Raw genomic sequence first — 18,168 nt, 5'->3', positions numbered from 1 at the left:
TGATCTTAACTGGGGGCGGGTGGGTTCGTTGGGCTGTTGGGGTGGGGTACACTGTTGAGATGCGGTATTTCACATCACTGTCTTTGGGTGGTTTGTTTGTGCTCCTGGCTGCGGTGTCGCCGGCGGTGGGTCAGTCGGAGTCTGGGGTGACGCTTGATTTCGGTCGGTATGAGGGGGTGACGCGGCCGAGTCGTCAGGCGGTGCTGTCGGCGCCGGTGGATGGGATCGTGGAGGCGGTGCTGATCCGGGAGGGTCAGTTGGTGAAGGAGGGGGAGCCGTTGCTGCAGATGGATTCGGCGGTGCAGCGGTTGGCGGCGGAGTCGGCACAGCTGCAGGCGGAGAGCACGGCGCAGATTGAGCGGGCGCAGTATGCGTTGGATGAGGCGAACATTCTGCTGGATCGGATCGAGGCTGCGTTTGCGAACGATGCGGCGAGTGAGTGGGAGGTGCGGCGGACGCGGGTGAATCGGGACCAGGCGGCGGCGGATCTGAAGCTGGCGATGGATAATCAGGAGTTGGCCGAGAAACGGCATGAACTTGAGCGGGAGCGGCTGGATCGGTACCGGCTGGATGCGCCGTTTGATGGGGTGGTGTTTCGGAAGCTGGTGGAGCCGGGCGAGACGGTGCAGACGGAGAATGATCTGCTTCAGATTGTGAGTGCGTCGCCTATTCGGGCGGAGATTCACCTGCCGGCGTCGGTGTATCGGGAGATGCGGCTGAACGAGCGTTACGAGCTTCGTGGTTCGACGCCCGCGCCGGAGCGGCTGGTCGGGAAGCTGACGGTGGTGGATGCCATCATTGATCCGGCGAGCCAGACGTTTCGGGTGGTGTTTGAGATTGATAATCCGGATGGGGCTTTGCCGCCTGGATTTGTGGTGCAGTTGCAGAGTCTGACGCCTATCACGGCGGAGGCTGCTGCAGAGGTGGACGAGGTTGTTGAGGGCGTGGGCGGCTGAGGCGGGGTTGAGCTATTCGCGGGCGAAGCCGAGGTGTCGTTCGAGCCAGTGGTCGTGCTGGAGGACGGCTTTGCGGTTGGCGCGGGCCATGCGTTGGGCGCGGGACTGGGCCTGATTAAAGAGATATCTGGCGGCAACGGGGTTCTCGGCGTAGCCGGCGAGGACGGTGCGATCGACTTTGCGGGTGTGTCGTTTGATGAGTTCGTCTTCGAGGCTGACGTAGCAGACGGCGGAGCCTGGGTCGCCTTGGCGGCCGGCGCGTCCGAAGAGCTGGCGGTCGACGCGGCCTGATTCGTGGCGTTCGGTGGCGATGACGGCGAGTCCGCCTGACTCGGCGACGGTGCGGGCGAGTTTGATGTCGGTTCCGCGGCCGGCCATGTTGGTGGCGACGGTGATGCGTCTGGGTTCGCCGGCACGGGCGATGACGGCGGCTTCCTCTTCGTGGCGGACGGCGTTGAGGACTTCGTGTTCGAGGCCCTGGGCGTTGAGCAGGGCGCTGAGTTTCTCGCTGGCTTCGACGGAGCGGGTGCCGATGAGGACGGGGCGTCCGGTGGCGTGGAGTCGGCGGGCTTCTTCGGCGACGGCGAGCCAGCGGGCTTCGCGGGTGGCGAAGACGCGGTCGGGGTGTTCTTCGCGGATTTTTGGTTTGTGGGTGGGGAAGGGGACGACGGGGAGTTGGTAGACCTCCCAGAACTCGTGGCGTTCTTCCCAGGCGGTGCCGGTCATGCCGGAGAGGTGTTCGTAGAGGCGGAAGAATCGCTGGAAGCTGATGCGGGCGAGGGTTTCCTTCGCAGGTGTGACTTCGAGGCCTTCCTTGGCTTCGACGGCCTGGTGGAGTCCGTGTCGCCAGCTGCGATCGGGCATAAGTCGTCCGGTGGCTTCGTCGACGATGACGATTTTGCCTTCCTGGATGACGTACTGCTGACCTTTGAGGAACAGTTCCTTGGCGGTGATGGCCTGGTGGACGAGTTCGTCGCGGCCACGGGCGGTGGACCAGACGCCTGAGAGGTTGAGGTCGGCGGTGAGTTCTTCGGCGCGGATTCGGCCTTTGCGGGTGAGTTCGATTTCCTTGTAGCGGGCGATGACGCGGTAATGTTCATCGCGTTGGAGACGTTCGGCGAGTTCGACGGCCTGGGCGAAGGCGGCGGCCTGTTCTTCGTTGTGGGCTTCGGCGGAGATGATGAGGGGCGTGACGGCTTCGTCGACGAGGACGGAGTCGGCTTCGTCGATGATGGCGTGGGCGAGACCGCGTTGGACCATGCCACGGGCGGAGGATCCGCGGCCGGTGGTGATGCCTTCGAGGAGGGTGGGGGCGAGTCCGCGGTTTTTGCCGAGCTTGAGGCGGTCGCGGAGGTAGTCGGCGGCGACTTCCTTGTTGGTGAGGTAGGTGATGTCGGCGAGGTAGGCGGCGCGGCGGTCGGCGTCCTGCATCGATTGTTCGAGAGAAGCGACGGTGAGGCCGGCGGCGTGGTAGAGCGGGCCCATGGTTTCGGCGTCGCGGCCGGCGAGGTAGTCGTTGACGGTGATGACGTGACATCCGCGGCCGCGCCAGCCAGCGAGGACGGCGGGCATGGTGGCGATGAGTGTTTTGCCTTCGCCGGTGGCGACCTCGGCGAGGCAGCCGTCGATCATGGCGAGGGCGGAGGCGACCTGGACGGGGTAGGGACGGAGGCCGAGGTGGCGGTCGGCGAGTTCGATGACAACGGCGAGGGCGGCTTCGATGTCGTGGGTCTGGTCTCGGCCTCTGCGGAAGCACTCGGTGAGTTCTTCGACGCGGGCGGCCATGGCTTTGACGCCTGTGGTTTTGAGTTTATCGGCGATGGTGTGGATCTGCTCTGCGCGTTTGAGGTAGGTCCTGGTGCGGGGGACGTATTGGATGAGCCGTGCGCTGGCGAAGTTCCAGACGGCGTCGAGTCCGCGGGGGAGCTTGGGTGGCTTGGCGGGTCGGGAGAGATTGCGCCAGAGCTGGCTGGGTAGTAAGAGCTCCTCGCCGGTATCTGGCTGGGAGGCGTGCGGAGAGATCACACCTGGAACCTCTGCTGAAGGAGGCGTGCTCCGGCATCCCACCATTGCCAGAGGAGCGGGCGGTAGCCGATGGCGAAGCGGGCGACAACGCGTTGGCCGGGTCGGAGCCAGGTGGTGGCCTGATCGGCCTGATCGGGTTGGATGAGGACTTCGAAGAAGGGTTCGGCGGATTGGCGTCCTTCGGGATCGTCGGGCATGGTGGGCATGAGCCCCCCTGCCTGCATGGATAGTGCCGGGCTGGGGAGGATGCTCTGGCCGGCTGGGGCGACGTGGGTGACGGTGCCTTCGAGGGTTTGTTCGGGGAGGCCGGCGACACGGAAGGCGACGGGCAGGCCTCCGGTCAGGTAGCGGGCTCGGAGTCTTGGGCCGAGTGACTGGTCGGCGCTGATGCGGACGGAGACGGCTTGTTCGTTGAGGAGGGTACCGATGGCCTCGCCCTGGCGGAGGTAGCGGCCGGGAAGGAGGTCAGCGGCGGCGTCCCAGCGGCCGGTGAAGGGTGCGGTGACGTTGAGGGCCTCGACCTGGGTGTTGATGCGGGCGAGCCGTTGGCTGAGGGCCTGGATCTGCTGGGCAATGGCGAGGGCTTCGGCGGGGCTTTCGGTGCGTGCCTGGGCGAGTTGGACATCGAGTTGGCGGAGGCGTGCCTGGAGTTGCTGTTGACGGCTGAGGAGTTCGTTGTTGCTGGCCTGGAGGAGGGTCTGGCCTTCGGTGATCTCGGCCATGCTGGGTGCGCGTTGCTGGAGGAAGCCGTCGGCCCCGGCGAAGATGGTGAGGCGTTGGTCGGCTTCGACGACGCCTTCGGCGCGGCCGTGTTCGGGTGCGGGGATGACAGCGAGCAGGAGGATGACGGTGGCGATGGGTGCGGCGGTCCAGGCGACGGCTCGAGATCGGGTGCGGGCGAGTTCTGGGTTGGTGGCGAGGTACTTGGCCCACTTGCCGAGGGGGACGATGACGAAGCCGATGATGCCGGAGATGGCAAAGAGTGCGCCGAGGAAGAAGAACTGATCGGCGACGAAGAGGAGGATGGTGACCATCAAGAAGACACGGTAGACGCTGGAGAGGGCTGCGTAGCTCAGGAGCCAGGGCGGCTCGCCGACGGTGTGGGCTGGGTTGAAGGGGCGGGCGACGCCGTAGAGATGCTTCTTGATGAGGTAGTAGAAGTAGTCCTTCGAGCGTTGCATGAGGTTGGGGACTTCGAGGGCGTCGGAGAGCATGTAGTAGCCGTCGAAGCGGATGAGCGGGTTGGCGTTGAAGAGGATGGTGGAGACGCCGGCGATGAACATGACGTTGTAGGCGAGGGCGTGGACGGGGAGGCCGTAGAAGGAGGTCTGGGGGTTGGTCATGGCCCAGACGAAGGTGGCGAGCGCTGCGGCGGCGAGTTCGTAGTACATGCCTGCGCCGCCGACCCAGAAGCGGTGCCATTTATTTCGGAGTGCCCACGCGGAGGAGGCGTCGACGTAGGGCACGGGAACGAGGACCAGGAGCATGATGCCGAGGGTGTGGACTTCGCCGCCTGAGTGGCGTTTCTGGCCGAAGTGCTTGCAGGCGAGCCCGTGGCCGAGTTCGTGCCAGAGCTTGATGGCGACGATGGCGATGTAAAGCCAGAAGAGGTTACGTGGGGCGATGACGGAGGCGGCCTGGTTGACGAGGTCGTCGGCGCGGCTGATGGCGACAAAGAGACCGGCTCCGACAAGCAGGGCCCACAGGACGAGGCCGATGGGGCCGAAGGTCCAGCGGAAGAGGTGGACCCAGCGGTCGAGGAGGTTGTCGGGGTCGTAGAGGGGGATGCGCGCGAACAGGAGGTTCATCAGGTAGCCGGTGACTTCCTTGCGTCGTCGTTCGCGGTAGCGGTCGAAGATGCCGGAGGTGTCGCCTGAGACGTCGGCGTCGAGGAGGTTGGAGGTGTAGAGCTGTCCGATGATCTGGATGGCTTCGCCCTGGGTGAGGGCGCTGTCATCGAGTGACTGGCAGCAGCTGTCCCAGGCCTGCTTGACGGTGCGGCGGCCGTCGAGCATGGCGACGAAGCGGTAGGAGGGCTCGTCGAGTCGGAAGAATTTGTTGTTGGAGGGATCGCGGAGGACGTGCCAGGTTCGTCCGCGGTAGTGCTGGCGGTAGGACTGGACGTGCGGGCGGAGCCGGGGTGCCATCTCGGCGACGCGGTACCAGGATTCGCTGAAGAGGGGTCTTCGGGATGACACCTGGTGGTCCTCGTTAGAGCCAGAGCTGCATGCGGAGCCATCGGATGGCGTCTCGGGTCCAGATGTAGATCAGTGGTCTGCGGCCGACATCGACCTTGCCGACGCCTTGCATGCCGGGTCGGAGGACGATGGGCTGGTCGGCGGCGGGGTCGTCGATGGCGATGCGGAGTTTGAAGACGTTTTGGGCTTCGACGACCTCGGCGGCGGGGTCGATACGTTCGACGGTGAAGGGCAGGTAGACACCGGGGTTGGCGACGGAGGCGAGGAGGCCGGTTTGGCCCTCGTTGATTTCAACAATGCGTGATTCGGGGACGCTGAGTTCGGCGTGGAGGCCGTCGAGGGGGGCGACTTCAAAGAGAGCCTGGCCGAGTTCGAGGGCGACGCCGATTTGTCGTTTGAGATCGCCTTCGACGACGACGCCGTTGACGCTGGCTCGGAGGGTGGCCTGATTGATGCGGTGGGTGACGAGGTCGAGCTGGGCGGCGGCTTCGTCCATCTGGGCTTGGGCGACCTGGAGTTGGGCGATGTCGCCATCGCGTCGAGCGACGGCGAGGTCTTTGCGGAAGCCTTCGATCTGGGCTTCGAGGGAGGCTCGTTCGAGTTGGAGGTCGGCGGTGTCGAGGGTGGCGAGGATGGTTTGCCCGGCGGTGACTTCGTCGCCGGGCTCGACGTTGACGGTGGCGAGGTAGCCGTTAAAGGGGGCGGAGACGAGTTGGCGTTCGCTGGCTTTGACGACGAAGGTGCCCTCGACGCGGTAGCGAGCGGGGTAGAGGGTGGCGACGAGCAGGAAGATGATGAGGCCGATGGCGGTGAGTTTGGCCCAGGTGTGTCGTGGGCCGACGATCTCGCCGGCGTGTCGGCGGGTCCAGACGGCGAAGCGGGCACCGAACCAGCGGTCGCGTTGGCTTTGGCGGACAAGCGTTGGGCCGAGGAGGTCGCAGGCGAGGCGGAGGGCTTCGACCTGGCGGGTGGTGAGTCCCTGATCGGTGGGCAGTTCGACGAGGATGACGGCTTCGGGTTCGCCGGCGAGTCGGATCGGCAGGGTGAGGATGCGTGATGGGCCGTGTCGGTCGGCGAGTTCGGCGGCGGCGCGGTGGACGTAGGTGGCTTCGGGAGAGGCCGGATAGAGCACCTCGACGTCCTGGTCGAGACACTCCTCCATGGCGCTTTCGATGTCCTGGACAAGGCGCATCTTGCGGTTGATCTGTTCGGTCTGGCTCATGGCCAGGACCTTGACGTAGCGGCCGCGGAGGATGCCGAGGCTGACGCGGATGGCGCGGGTGCGTTCGGCGATCTCGTTGCAGGCGGCCATGGCGGCGGCCCGGAATTTTTCCTGCTCGGCGACGGAGGCGAGGAGTGAGACAGCGCCTCCCATGAGTTCGAGGTCGGCCTGTTTGCGTTTGAAGGTCTGTCGGAGTTCGAAGAGGCTGAGTGCGGAGGCGGTGAGGGTGAGTCGGCGGAGGGCTTCTTCGGCGGTGGTCTGGTCGTTGGCATCGACGAGGAAGGCGGCGACGCCTCGGACCTGGCCTTCGCCACGGAGGGGCAGGATGGCGATGTGGGAGCTGGGGCCTGCGGTGTAGAGGCTGGAGGGGTCTCGGTAGGGCAGGGTGCATCCCTGTCCTCCGGACATGACGCCGGCGACCGCGCTCATGGCGGTGTTGAGCCAGGGGGGCTGGCGCTTGGGTCCGGAAGGTGTGGGGTCGAGGGCGAGGACTTCCATGACGCCTTCGCGCTCGGGGCGCAGGAGGGCACCGGCGGTGGAGAGGCCGGCTTCACGCTGGGCGGCGAGGAAGCGAGCGAGGAACTGATCGGGTGGGCCGTCGAGGCCGAAGGGGTCTTCAACCTGCTGCTGCTGGGCGGTTGCCAACTCCCCCAAGCCATGGACCGAACTCGACATCAGAACGAAATCTCCCGGCTGCTGCGGTGGCAGAAGTCTGGATCGTACAAACCTGTTTCGGTCTTCATTCTATCGGCGATCAGTCCGCAGCCCTAGGCGGTTGTTGTGCCGTCCCAGAGGCCGAAGGGGGCGTAGGCGTCGTCCTCGGCGTCGTCATCGGGATTGAGGTCGTTATCGGACAGGGTGAGGGTGGTGGTGGATCGACGGGACTCGGCCCATTGCTGGGCGGTGGAGTTGGCCTCGGGTGTGCTGGCGGGCTCGATAATTACGGATGCGGGAGCCATCTCGGGTTCGGAGAGGTCGGTGCCGAAATTGGAAGCGAGGATCGATAGGTCGATGAGATCGACGACATTGTCGCCGTTGAAGTCGGTCTGGGTGTTGGAGGCGTTGAAGCTGGAGGCGAGGTTGGAGAGGTCGATGAGGTCGACGGCGCCGTCGCCGTTGGTGTCAGCGCGAACAGTTCGGAAGAAGTAATTGAAGAAGCCGCCGGGGCTTCCGTCACCGGAAACTTCTGAGACGGCTAACGTCCATTCACCGTCGAGTTCGACGCCTTGGGTGTCAAGGATCGATTCAAACTGAGAAATCGCGAACTCACCGATGTTGTCAGCGATATTGACGGGTAGCGTCCAGGTGGCGGTGAACGTCACGCTGTCGTAGGTGAATGATGTTGGCACTATGCCAGATGTGAAGAAGCCGTCCTGCGAAGACAAGAAGGCGTCTCCGGTCAGGAAGACATCCTCGCTAAAGACGAGCGAGAACTGATCCATGTTGTCCCAAGGGAGTGCGTCGAGTTGATCGATGCCTGTTGGCATGCTGTAGCCGAGGGCCCTACCGGGGTCGATGTCGTTGAGGAAAGCGCTGGACCAGCTGGTTGAACCGACGACGATCTCGGTGATGACGGGTGGGTTCTCGGAGGGGATTTCAGTGACTTCGGTGAGTCGGATACCGTCGGCGAGGACGACGTCGCCCGGGAGGCTGACGCTGGCGTCGAGGATGAGGAGTAGTTCGCCGGCGTCGATGTTGTGGGTGCCGATGCTGGTCCAACCGCCTGGGGTTGGGTTGGACTGGTTGAGGTTGATGACCTGCAATCCGGCTGTGGACTGGAAGCGGTACTCGGCGGTGCCGAGGAGGCCGCTTACGGATTCGGGGATGAAGACTTCGATCTCGTAATCGGCCTGGGAGGGTATGTCGAAGGTCCAGGTGGCGAAGGTGTTTTCAGTGGGGGTGGCGATGTGGGCGTCGCTGCCGTCGAGCCCGACGCCTGCGAGGACGGACCATGTGCCGAAGAGATCGTTGGTGAAGACGGTTTCGATGTCATCAACCAGTTGAACGAGTTCGGTGGGGGTGGCGTTGGCTTCGCCGGTGGGGAGGCTCTGGACGTCGAGGGCGTCGATGGCGACGACGCGGTAGGTGTAATCGACGCCGGTGGTGACGTTGGTATCGAGGTAGACGGGGTAGGTCAGAGGCTGGCCTGAGGTCAGGCGGACGAAGTCGCCGGCGGGGGTGTCGCGGCGTTCGACGTGATAGCCGACGATGGTAGGATCGGCGGGGGCGGTCCAGGTGAGGACGATTTCGTTGGGGAAGCTCTCGGCGGCGATGCCGGTTGGGCTGTCTGGGCGATCGACGGGGTCGGCACCGAGGAAGTTCAGTGCGGCGGCCATGATGTCGTGTCGGTCGGCCTGGTCGATGATGGATTCGAAGGGGAAGGCGAGGAGAACGATGCCGCCTTGCCCGCCGAGGACGGCTTCTGAGGTGATCGCTGCGACGCCACCGGTTGAATAGGTGAGTGCGGCTTCGGACAGGCCGGTGGTAGCGATGACATCGGGCGAGTTGACGTCGTAGACGACGTCGCCGTCGTCGAAGGTGAGGCTGATGCCGGCGAAGATGGAACCGGAGACGCCAGAGGCGGTCTGGGTGTTGGCGTCATCGGCGACGTAATCGGCGCGGAGGACGTTGTTGAAGAAGGCATTGCCGTTGCCAAGCGCGTCGAGGTCCCAGCCGATTTCGGAGCCGGAGAGGAAGAGGTTGCCGCCGGCGTTGACGTAGTTGGTAACGAGGGTCTGCTCGGTGCTGTTGAAGGTGGCGTCGACGCTGGACTCTTCGCCGAGGACCCAGATGACGGTGGTGTACTGGGTGAGGTCGACCTGCCCGCTGATAACGGCTTCATTCTGGACGGTGTCGAAGCCGATGGTGCTGTCGAAGGCGTGCACGGCGTCGGCGTGCTGGATGGTGTAGTCGAAGGTGTTCATCCACTGGGGACGGACGCGGTCGACGACGGCGGCGCCGATGAACTGCTCGCGGACGTTGAGGGAGCGGTCGTAGCGGTCGAAGCCGTTAACGATGAGGATGGCGGAGTCGTCGGTCTGGCCGGGGTTGGCGGCGACGACGGCGGAGTCGAGGGAGACGCCGCCATCGTTAACGGCGAGTACGCGGAAGTAGTGGACGCCGTTGGCGGGATTGAGGTTGGTAAGGGTGAGACTGGTGTTGGCGTTGCCATCGACGTAGAGGCCGCCATCGAAGCCGTAACCGTCGAAGGAGGTCTGGACGAGGTAGCCGGTGGGAGCGTCGCCGTTGACCCCGCCTGAGGGTCCCTGGTTCCAGCTGATGGTGACTTCGCCGGCGCTGTTGGTGGTGGCGGCGACGTTGGTTACGGCTTCGGGTGCTTCGACGGTGCTGGCGACGGTACCGACCTGGTCGAAGTACTGGATCATGGCGTGGACCTGGGAGCGGGCAACCCACTGGCGGACTTCGGGATCGCGGAGCAACTCGGTGTCGAGTTGGTTGTCGTGGAAGGCGACCTCGATGATGGTGGCATCGAATTCGTTGTTGATGCGGAAGTTGCTGATCTCGCCGTAGTTGAAGCTGGCCTGGAAGGTATCGGTGGAGCGGTTAGACCAGAGATGTTCGAGTTGGGGCGTGCCGATGGCCTGGAAGTCGTCGTTGATAGCGGCGCCGGTGAGGTCGGCCCAGAGGAACTGATTGGGGGTGTCGCCGCCGGAACTGGTGTTGTGGAGTCCGACGGCTCCTCGGCCGCCGCCTGCATTGGAGTGGAAGGAGAGGAAGACACGGTCCTGGAGTGAGCCAGAGGCTTCCCGGTTCATGAACTCGGCCCAGCGTGGGGCGAGGCTGACGGTGGCGTCGCGGTCATCGGAAGCGGTTCGGTACTCCGAGGTTGGGATGCCCTGGCTGTCGTTGACGAGCCGTTCGACCCAGTAGAGGCCGGCTTCGTCTTCGCGGGAGCGGCCGGAGGTGGTTCCGCCTCGCTCGATATCGCCCATGCCGTTGCCGAAGCGGATGGCGTCGGCGATGACGACGCCTGAGTCGTCGTTGCGGTTGGAGATGTCGACGTAGCCGTCGGTGCCTTCGTTGAAGTAGAAGTTGCCGAGGTAGACCCAGCCGGTGCCGACCTTGGTGTGGTCGATGGAGACTTCGGTGATCCCACCGGTGTGGTGGACGCGGTAGAGCTGATCGACGCGGTCGCTGCCGGCGAGGACGAAGGTGTAGACGGGGTAGTAGCCGGCCTCGGGGATGTCGGGTCGGTAGCGGGCGTAGGCGGTTTCGGTGCTGGAGGTGGAGGCGAAGCGATAGGGGACTTCACCGGCTTCGCCGTAGTAAACGGTCTGCGAGGAATTGGACCAGTTGCCGACGAAGGTGACTTCGGGATCGACGTTGTCGAGGACGACCTCGTTGAGCTGATGCTGGGCGGGGCGGAGGGGGACGATGGTGGCTCCGGCGTTCCAGAGTTGATCGATGAGGAAGTTCATCTGATCGATGTTGCCGAGGTCTTCGACGAGTTCGAAGCCTTCACCGCGCTGGGTGGTCCAAAAGGAGTTGTTGGTCCAGGTGAAGCCGTGGCCGGCGTGGACGTAGACGATCTTGCCGGAGAGGGCACCTTCGGGCTGCTGGCCGACGGGGACTGGGAGCTGGGAGGTGTCGGCTTCTGCGAGTTCGATGGTGAGGGAGTTGTCGATCTGGAGGACGCCCTGGGTGAGCAGGGTCTGCTCGATGGGCTGTTCCCAGACGTCGGTGGTGGGGGACCCGCTGAGGAGGACACGGTCTTCGAGGGTTTCGAGGCGTGCGGGCTGAGCCGGGGTGGTGCGAACAACTTGCATCACGGGAAACTCCTGAGTGTCCGGGGACTCCGGGGGTCGGGGGTGGCCGACGGAGGTAGGGCGAGCCGGGGCCGGGAGATGGCCCATCTTGTCGTATAACAAGTGAAACACACCAACTGTGCTGCGTCCACTACGGATTTCGCTAACTTTGGGTTCGGCGGTCCTGAGCCCGGTTCCTGCCAGCCGGGCAAGGCAGAGAAGCCGTTATTTTGCCCAGACTTCCAGATCAGGAATGAACCTTATGGATATTTCGCTTCGCTACGGCTGCAACCCGAATCAGACCCCGGCCCGGATCACGCTGCCTGAGGGGGTGTCGGAGATGCCACTCCGGGTGCTGAACGGCGGGGCCTCGTACATCAATATTCTGGATGGCTTGCGGGGCTGGCAGCTGGTTCGGGAGCTGGATGCGGTGACCGGGAAGGCCTCGGCGGCGTCGTACAAGCACGTTTCGCCGGCTGGGGCGGCGGTGGCTTCGCCGATTTCGGAGACTTTTGCCAAGGGGCACCTGATTGATGATGCGGCGAATCTTTCGGACCTCGGGATGGCCTATGCGAAGGCACGGAGTTCGGATCGGTCGGCGTCGTTCGGAGATTTCGTGGCGCTGTCGCGGAAGGTGGATGCATCGGTCGCGCGGCTGCTGAAGCGGGAGGTGTCGGACGGGATCATCGCGCCGGGGTATGAGCCGGATGCGCTGGAAATCCTCAAGGCGAAGAAGGGCGGGAACTATCTCGTGCTGGAGATAGATGCGGGGTTTGAACCGCCTGAGACAGAGGTGCGGCTGGAATTCGGTTTGCAGCTGGAGCAGAAGCGTAACGATCAGGTGATCTCGAAGGATCTGTTAGCGAATGTGGTGACGGAGCGGCAGGCGTTCAGTCCTGCGGCGGTGGAGGCCCTGTTGGTCGCGACGGTGACGCTGAAGCACACGCAGTCGAACTCGGTGGCACTGGCCACGGCGGGTCAGGCGGTGGGGATCGGGGCGGGCCAGCAGAGCCGGATTGCGTGCACTCGGCTGGCGTGCAGCAAGGCGGAGGCGTGGTTGCTCAAGACCCATCCGCGGGTGCTGGACCTGCCGTTTGTGGAGGGCCTGGCACGCGCGGAGAAGGTGAATCTGATCGACCAGTATGTACGCTGGCAAGGCCTCGGGCCGATCGAGCAGCAGCAGGTGCGGCAGGGGCTGATCGCGGATCCCGAGCCGATCATGCCATCGGAACGCGAGGCGTATCTCAAGCAGTTCGAGCATCTGGTGATCTCCTCGGACGCGTTCTTCCCGTTCCGGGACAACCTGGATCGCGCGGCGAGGACCGGGGTTCGTTACGTGCTGCAGGCGGGCGGGTCGAAGCGGGACGACGATGTGATCGCAGCGGCCAATGAGCACCAGATGGTGATGGCTTTCTCGGGTACGCGGTTTTTCCTGCACTGATCAGGTGGTCTTGAAGGCTTCGACGAGGTTGTGGGAGACGCGGTAGACATCGCCTGCTCCCATGGTGACGACGAGATCGCCCGGACGGACCATGTGGCGGAGCTGGTCGGTGATGGCGTCGATCGGATCGACGTGCATGGCCTGGACGCCTCGGGTGCGGAGTCGGCTCACGAGGTGGACGGCGCGGACTTCGTGGCGGTCCTGCTCGGAATCGCGGACGAAGACGATCTCTGGGACCATGACGATGTCGGCGTGTCCGAAGCTGGTGGCGAACTGCTCCATGAGGAACCGTGTGCGGCTGTGCTGGTGGGGCTGAAAGACGCAGATAAGTCGTTTGGGGGCGTAGGCGTCGCGGAGGGCGCGGAGCGTGGTATCGATCTCGGTGGGGTGGTGGCCGTAGTCGTCGATGACGGTCACGCCGGGACCGGCCTCGCCGATGCGTTGCATGCGGCGATCGAGTCCGGCGAAGGATTCGATGGCTCGGGTGATTTCAGCCCAGCCGACGCCGAGCCGGTGGGCGGTGACGGCGGCGGCGGCGGCGTTGTAGGCCATGTGCTCGCCGGGGAGGGGCATGAGCCAGGCGGCTTCGTCGCCTTGGCGTCCTCGGAGTCTGGCGGTCATGGGCTGGCCTGGCTGGGTGGCGTGTTCGATGGTGAGTCGCCAGTCGGCCTGAGGTGCAAAGCCGAGGGTTTCGACGGTGCAGCTGAGCCCGGCGACGACGTCCATGCGTTGGGCGAGCTCGTGCTGGATGAGGAGCGAACCGTCGGGATCGATGCCGTGAGCGAAGGTGCGGAAGGCTCCGATGATTTCGTCGAGTCCGGCGTAGATATCGAGGTGATCGGCCTCGATGTTGAGGATGACGGCGTGTCTGGGTTTGAGGTGGTGGAAGGATCGGGCATATTCGCAGGCTTCGGCGACTAGGAGATCGCTTTCGCCGACGCGCCAGCCGCCACCGATCTGTTCGCATCGGGCCCCGACGATGAGGGAGGGGTCGAGGCCTGCCTGGATAAGGATGTGGCTGAGCAGCGACGTGGTGGTGGATTTGCCATGGGTGCCGGCGATGGCGACGCCTGTGCGATCGTTCATCACGCGCCCGAGCATTTCTGCGTAGCGGAGGACGGGGATGCCCAGCTTGCGGGCTTTGGCTAGTTCGGGGTGGTCTTCCGGGATGGCGGCGGAGGCGACGAGGAGGGTGGTCTGCTCGGGGAGGGCCTGGCCGGATTGATCGAGTGAGACCCGGATGCCATCCCTATCGAGGGCGGCGGTGGCATCGGAGGCCGAACGGTCGGTGCCCGAGCAGGTGGCTCCGAAGTGTCGGACCATTCGGGCGAGGCCGGACATCCCTACGCCAGCGATCCCGACCCAGTGGACGTGCTGGGCGGACCGGATGGCTGTATCGGAAGAATCGGCTTCGGTGGGTGTCATGGGCTTGGTCTCTGTCGGTCGGTGTTTCTGCGGCTGCTCACCCCAAGGCTATCGGTTGTACGATAGGGGCATGAGCGATTTCCTTGGCTCCTTTGCCCTCGTCCTGCATGGTCACCTTCCTTATGTCCTGCGTCACGGCACATGGCCGCATGGTGAGGACTGGCTCTATGAAGCGGCAGCGGAGACGTATATCCCGCTGCTGAACGTGATCGATGAATGTGTCTTTTTCAATGCGCATCCGAAGATGGTGATGGGGTTGACGCCTGTACTGCTGGAGCAGCTGGCGCACGATGATTTTAAGAAGGGGTTTGTTCACTACCTCGAGGATCGGATCGATCAGGCGCGGGCGGATCAGAAAGAGTTCGAGAAGATCGACAATGGGCACATGGCCTATCTCGCGGACTGGTGGGCGCAGACGTACCACGGGCTGCTGGAGCGTTTTGAGGATCTGGATCGGGATATTCCCAAGGCGTATGCCAAGCGGGCTCAGGATGGGTATCTCGAACTGCTGACCTCGAACGCGACACACGGTTACATGCCGTTACTCCTGGAAGACGCTTCGATCCGGGCTCAGATCCGGGCGGGTGTGGCGACCTCGGAGCGGATTCTTGGTTTCAAGCCGACCGGGATGTGGCTGCCGGAGTGCGCGTACCGGCCGGGTGGCGACTGGGACCCGCCGATCAACTGGGGCAGGCGGGCGGGCCGGATCGGGATCGAGCATCTGGTGGCGGATGAGGGGATCACGCACTTCTTCGTGGAGCATCATCTGATCGAGCAGGCGCGGTCGGAGCATGTGTTTAACGATGGTCACTGGTGGCGTGTGGGGTGGGATGAAGCGGCGAAGTATCCCGGGCGGGGCTGGAACTCGGTGCACGAACCGCATGGCGTGAACTCGGACGGCACGGGCCTGTCACGGTGCAGTGCGTTTGCTAGGGACCCGCTGATCTGCGAGCAGGTGTGGTCGGGATCGTTTGGGTATCCGGCGTCGGGTGAGTACCTGGAGTTTCACAAGAAGTGGTCGCCCAAGCGCGGGCTTCGGTACTGGAAGGTGACCGGGAACAAGGTCGATCTTGGCGACAAGCATCTGTACTACCCGGATGATGTTCCGCATAAGGTTCACCAGCACGTGTCGCACTTTGTGGACCAGCTCAAGCACCGGCTGCGAGGCCATCTGAATCGGACGGGCGGGCGCCCGGGTTTGGTCACGGCCTGTTTTGATGCGGAGTTGTTCGGGCACTGGTGGTTTGAGGGCCCCCGGTTTATCCGTGACCTGATGCTGACCTTGAATGCCGATCCCGAGATCAACGTGGTGACGACGACGGAGTATCTGGAGCGGCATCCCTCGGACATGGTCGCGTCGCTGCCTGAGGGTTCTTGGGGCGAGGAGGGGGATCACCGGGTCTGGACCAACGAGCAGGTCAACTGGATGTGGGACATCGAGTACCGTTGCGAGTCGACGTTCGGCCGGCTGACCAGCCAGCTGAAGTGGAAGGATTCGCCGAAGGTTCAGGAACTGCTTGAGAAGGCGGGCCGTGAGCTGCTGCTGATGCAGGCGTCGGACTGGCCGTTTGTGATTCGTCGGGGTCAGGCGGTGGACTACGGCATCAAGCGGTACATGCAGCATGTGTCGCGTTTCGAGTGTCTGGCCGATATCGCGGAGAAGGTGGCGGCAGACTCGTCGTACCTGGGTGAGCTGACCGAGGTCGAGAAGTTTGAGATCCAGGATTCGGACATCCACGATGTGATCTTCCCGGAGATCAACCTGCACTGGTGGGACATGTAGGGCGATGGCGGATGCGGTGCGAGAGCTGCTGATCGCGACGGGGAACCCGCACAAGGTGGAGGAGATCGGTGCGGCGCTCGCCAGGCATGTCGATGGATTGCGGTTGCTGTCGCTGAGCGATGTGTCGCCGGGGATCGAGGAACCGGTCGAGGATCGGGGGACGTTCGCAGGGAATGCGGCGCTCAAGGCGGTGGCTTATGCCAAGGCAACCGGGCTGCCTTGTCTGGCCGATGATTCGGGGCTGGTCGTGGAGGCGCTTGGCGGGGAGCCGGGGGTGGACTCGGCCTACTTTGCCAAGGAGTGGTTTGGTGACGGCGAGTGGGAGGCGATGCCACGGGGCGAGCGGGATCGGGCGAACAATCGGAAGCTGCTTGAGTCACTAAAGGACAAGCCGGTAGGTGAGCGGGAGGCCCGGTTTCTGTGCACGATGGTGCTGGCCGGGCCGGAGCCGGTGAAGCAGACGCGGACGGATGTCTCGGAGATCCCGGCGGACCTGCGTGGGTATTGCAGCGCGCTGGTGGTGGGTGAGGTGCTCGGGCACATTCTGCTGCCAGAGGAGGCGGACAACCCGGCGGAACCGCACCTGGGTCGGGGGGCGAACGGGTTTGGGTATGACCCGCTCTTCCTGCTGGCGGAGGACGCGCCTCATCCGGGGATGACGACGGCGCAGCTGACGGCGGAGCAGAAGAACGCGATCTCGCATCGCGGGCGGGCGTGTGCGAAGTTGGTGGCGTTTGGGGTGGTTTAAAGAGCCTAGAGTTTTCCTCTTCGACGGCGCTTCAAGACTAATCGGGTATCAAAAAAGCCGCCCTATCAAAGGGCGGCTTTTTGATGGCCGTCAGCAAGTGGTTTACATCACCCCCGCCGATCCCGTCAGGATCGGGGCGTCGATGTACTCGCGGGGGTCGGTGACCTTGCCGGTGAGGGCGGAGGCGGCGACGGTGAGGGGGCTGGCGAGGTAGACGCCAGCTTCCTTGTGGCCCATGCGGCCGGGGAAGTTGCGGTTGGTGGTGGAGATGCAGTTGATGGGGTCGTTGAGGCGGCCGAAGGTGTCGACCGGCCCGCCCAGGCAGGCGGCGCAGCTGGCCGGGCCGATGATGCAGCCGGCGTCGGTCAGGACTTCTTCGACGGTGGGCTCGCCGAGCTTGCGGAGTTCGCCGTCGAGGCCGCGTTCTTTCATGTCGCGGTGGACTTCGGTGGAGCCGGGGACGACGAAGGTGGGGATCTTGACCTGCTGGCCCTTGAGGAGGTGGGCGGCCATGATCATGTCGGTGATTTTCCCGCCGGTGCAGGAGCCGATGTAGGCGCGGTCGAGCTTGACGTCGGAGCAGTTGCGGGCGGTGTCCTTGTTGTCGGGCGAGTGGGGCTTGGCGACCAGGGGTTCGAGGGTGCCCAGGTCCCACTCGTGGACGTAGTCGTACTCGGCGCCTTCGTCTTCCTCGTGGATGGTCCAGTCGGGTCGGTTGGATCTGGCGCGGACGTATTCGAGGGTCTTCTCGTCGACATCGCAGACGCCGTTCTTGCCGCCGGCTTCGATGGCCATGTTGGTGAGGGTCATGCGGTCTTCGAGGGTGAGCGAGGCGATGCCTTCGCCGGTGAAGTACATGGTTTTGTACGTGGCCCCTGAGACGGAGATCTGGCCGATGACGGCGAGAATGAGGTCCTTGGCGGTCAGGTAGGGCGGGATCTCGCCATGGAAGACGAACTTCATGGTGGGCGGCACCTTGAGCCAGGTGCGGCCGGTGCCCATGACGAAGGCGGCATCGGTGTTGCCGACGCCAGTGGCGAACTGGCCGAACGCGCCGGCGGTGCAGGTGTGGGAGTCGGTGCCTAGGAGGATCTCGCCGGGTCGGCAGTGACCTTCCTCGGGGAGGGCCTTGTGGCAGACACCCTTGTAGGAGGTCTTGGTCGGGTCGCGGTAGGGGTTGGGCATGCCCGAGCCGGCTTCGGTGTTGATGAAGTCGGGGTCGTAGTAGTACTTGATACCCTGATCCTTCACGAAGTCGCGGAGGATCTGAATGTTGCGGTGCGACTTTTCGTCGGCGGTGAAGATGTAGTGGTCGGGGATGATGGGGATGCGGGTGGGATCCCAGACGCGGGCGTCCTCGCCGAACTCTTCCTTGAAGATGCCGATGGTGCCGGGCCCGCAGACGTCGTGGGTCATGAGGATGTCGACATCGACCCAGACGTTTTCACCGGGGGTGACTTCAGACCGGCCGGCGTGAGCGGCCATGATCTTTTCGGTGATCGTCATCGGACGGGCCATAAGTCGGACTCCTGCGGGGGTTAGACGGATATCAGCGGGCTGCGAGAGCCCGACTTGTGCTTCGCGACAGACCCTCATCGTAGACC

10 protein-coding genes are annotated in these 18,168 nt (G+C 64.2%); 4 read left to right on the top strand and 6 right to left on the bottom strand.

Features of this window, described 5'->3' with window-relative positions; translation table 11 throughout:
• Positions 1–59 precede the first annotated feature (59 nt).
• Positions 60–956, top strand: coding sequence for an efflux RND transporter periplasmic adaptor subunit (locus ACQZAB_RS07930; RefSeq protein WP_428388681.1), 897 nt, complete (start codon positions 60–62; stop codon positions 954–956).
• 12 nt (positions 957–968) lie between these two features.
• On the opposite strand, the gene ACQZAB_RS07925 is transcribed toward ACQZAB_RS07930, so the two are convergent.
• From ACQZAB_RS07925 to ACQZAB_RS07910, 4 genes are all read right to left on the bottom strand, one after another.
• Positions 969–2,981 (bottom strand): helicase-related protein, encoded by a 2,013-nt coding sequence (locus tag ACQZAB_RS07925; protein WP_428388679.1) that lies wholly within the window; start codon positions 2,979–2,981, stop codon positions 969–971.
• The gene (locus ACQZAB_RS07920) at positions 2,978–5,179 is read right to left on the bottom strand and encodes a hypothetical protein (protein WP_428388678.1); all 2,202 of its coding nucleotides are present in this window, start codon (positions 5,177–5,179) and stop codon (positions 2,978–2,980) included. Before ACQZAB_RS07920 ends, ACQZAB_RS07925 begins: the two co-directional genes overlap by 4 nt.
• A gap of 13 nt (positions 5,180–5,192) precedes the next feature.
• Positions 5,193–7,076 (bottom strand): efflux RND transporter periplasmic adaptor subunit, encoded by a 1,884-nt coding sequence (locus tag ACQZAB_RS07915; RefSeq protein ID WP_428388676.1) that lies wholly within the window; start codon positions 7,074–7,076, stop codon positions 5,193–5,195.
• Positions 7,077–7,168: 92 nt separating this feature from the next.
• Entirely contained in the window at positions 7,169–11,188 is a 4,020-nt protein-coding gene (locus ACQZAB_RS07910; RefSeq protein ID WP_428388674.1) for an LEPR-XLL domain-containing protein, read from the bottom strand.
• Positions 11,189–11,420: 232 nt separating this feature from the next.
• On the opposite strand from ACQZAB_RS07910, the gene ACQZAB_RS07905 reads away from it, so the two are divergent.
• On the top strand, positions 11,421–12,608 hold the full coding sequence (locus ACQZAB_RS07905; protein WP_428388672.1) for a phosphoribosylaminoimidazolecarboxamide formyltransferase: 1,188 nt from the start codon (positions 11,421–11,423) through the stop codon (positions 12,606–12,608).
• Here the strand turns inward: ACQZAB_RS07905 and murC are convergent, their stop codons facing one another.
• A complete protein-coding gene (gene murC / locus ACQZAB_RS07900) occupies positions 12,609–14,033 on the bottom strand; it encodes a UDP-N-acetylmuramate--L-alanine ligase (protein ID WP_428388670.1) in 1,425 nt (474 codons plus the stop codon).
• A gap of 70 nt (positions 14,034–14,103) precedes the next feature.
• Here murC and ACQZAB_RS07895 point away from each other — a divergent pair, with 70 nt between their 5' ends.
• Together ACQZAB_RS07895 and ACQZAB_RS07890 are read left to right on the top strand one after the other, a co-directional pair.
• The gene (locus ACQZAB_RS07895; protein ID WP_428388668.1) at positions 14,104–15,816 is read left to right on the top strand and encodes a 1,4-alpha-glucan branching protein domain-containing protein; all 1,713 of its coding nucleotides are present in this window, start codon (positions 14,104–14,106) and stop codon (positions 15,814–15,816) included.
• A 4-nt stretch (positions 15,817–15,820) separates the two neighbouring features.
• The gene (locus tag ACQZAB_RS07890; protein WP_428388666.1) at positions 15,821–16,564 is read left to right on the top strand and encodes a non-canonical purine NTP pyrophosphatase; all 744 of its coding nucleotides are present in this window, start codon (positions 15,821–15,823) and stop codon (positions 16,562–16,564) included.
• A 102-nt stretch (positions 16,565–16,666) separates the two neighbouring features.
• On the opposite strand, the gene ACQZAB_RS07885 is transcribed toward ACQZAB_RS07890, so the two are convergent.
• Complete coding sequence (locus ACQZAB_RS07885; RefSeq protein ID WP_428388663.1) at positions 16,667–18,082, bottom strand: 3-isopropylmalate dehydratase large subunit; 1,416 nt, start codon at positions 18,080–18,082, stop codon at positions 16,667–16,669.
• Between the last annotated feature and the right edge of the window lie 86 nt (positions 18,083–18,168).

This window comes from Mucisphaera sp. (assembly GCF_965279675.1).
Classification (GTDB): Bacteria; Planctomycetota; Phycisphaerae; order Phycisphaerales; family Phycisphaeraceae; genus Mucisphaera.
This window is presented reverse-complemented; position numbering and strand designations above follow the sequence as displayed.

Excerpts from the sequence above, each read along its gene's own strand:
- ACQZAB_RS07915 (WP_428388676.1), bottom strand. The coding sequence starts at position 7,076 with ATGTCGAGTTCGGTCCATGGCTTGGGGGAGTTGGCAACCGCCCAGCAG.
- murC (WP_428388670.1), bottom strand. The coding sequence starts at position 14,033 with ATGACACCCACCGAAGCCGATTCTTCCGATACAGCCATCCGGTCCGCC.
- ACQZAB_RS07930 (WP_428388681.1), top strand. The coding sequence starts at position 60 with ATGCGGTATTTCACATCACTGTCTTTGGGTGGTTTGTTTGTGCTCCTG.
- ACQZAB_RS07885 (WP_428388663.1), bottom strand. The coding sequence starts at position 18,082 with ATGGCCCGTCCGATGACGATCACCGAAAAGATCATGGCCGCTCACGCC.
- ACQZAB_RS07895 (WP_428388668.1), top strand. The coding sequence starts at position 14,104 with ATGAGCGATTTCCTTGGCTCCTTTGCCCTCGTCCTGCATGGTCACCTT.
- ACQZAB_RS07890 (WP_428388666.1), top strand. The coding sequence starts at position 15,821 with ATGGCGGATGCGGTGCGAGAGCTGCTGATCGCGACGGGGAACCCGCAC.
- ACQZAB_RS07910 (WP_428388674.1), bottom strand. The coding sequence starts at position 11,188 with ATGCAAGTTGTTCGCACCACCCCGGCTCAGCCCGCACGCCTCGAAACC.
- ACQZAB_RS07905 (WP_428388672.1), top strand. The coding sequence starts at position 11,421 with ATGAACCTTATGGATATTTCGCTTCGCTACGGCTGCAACCCGAATCAG.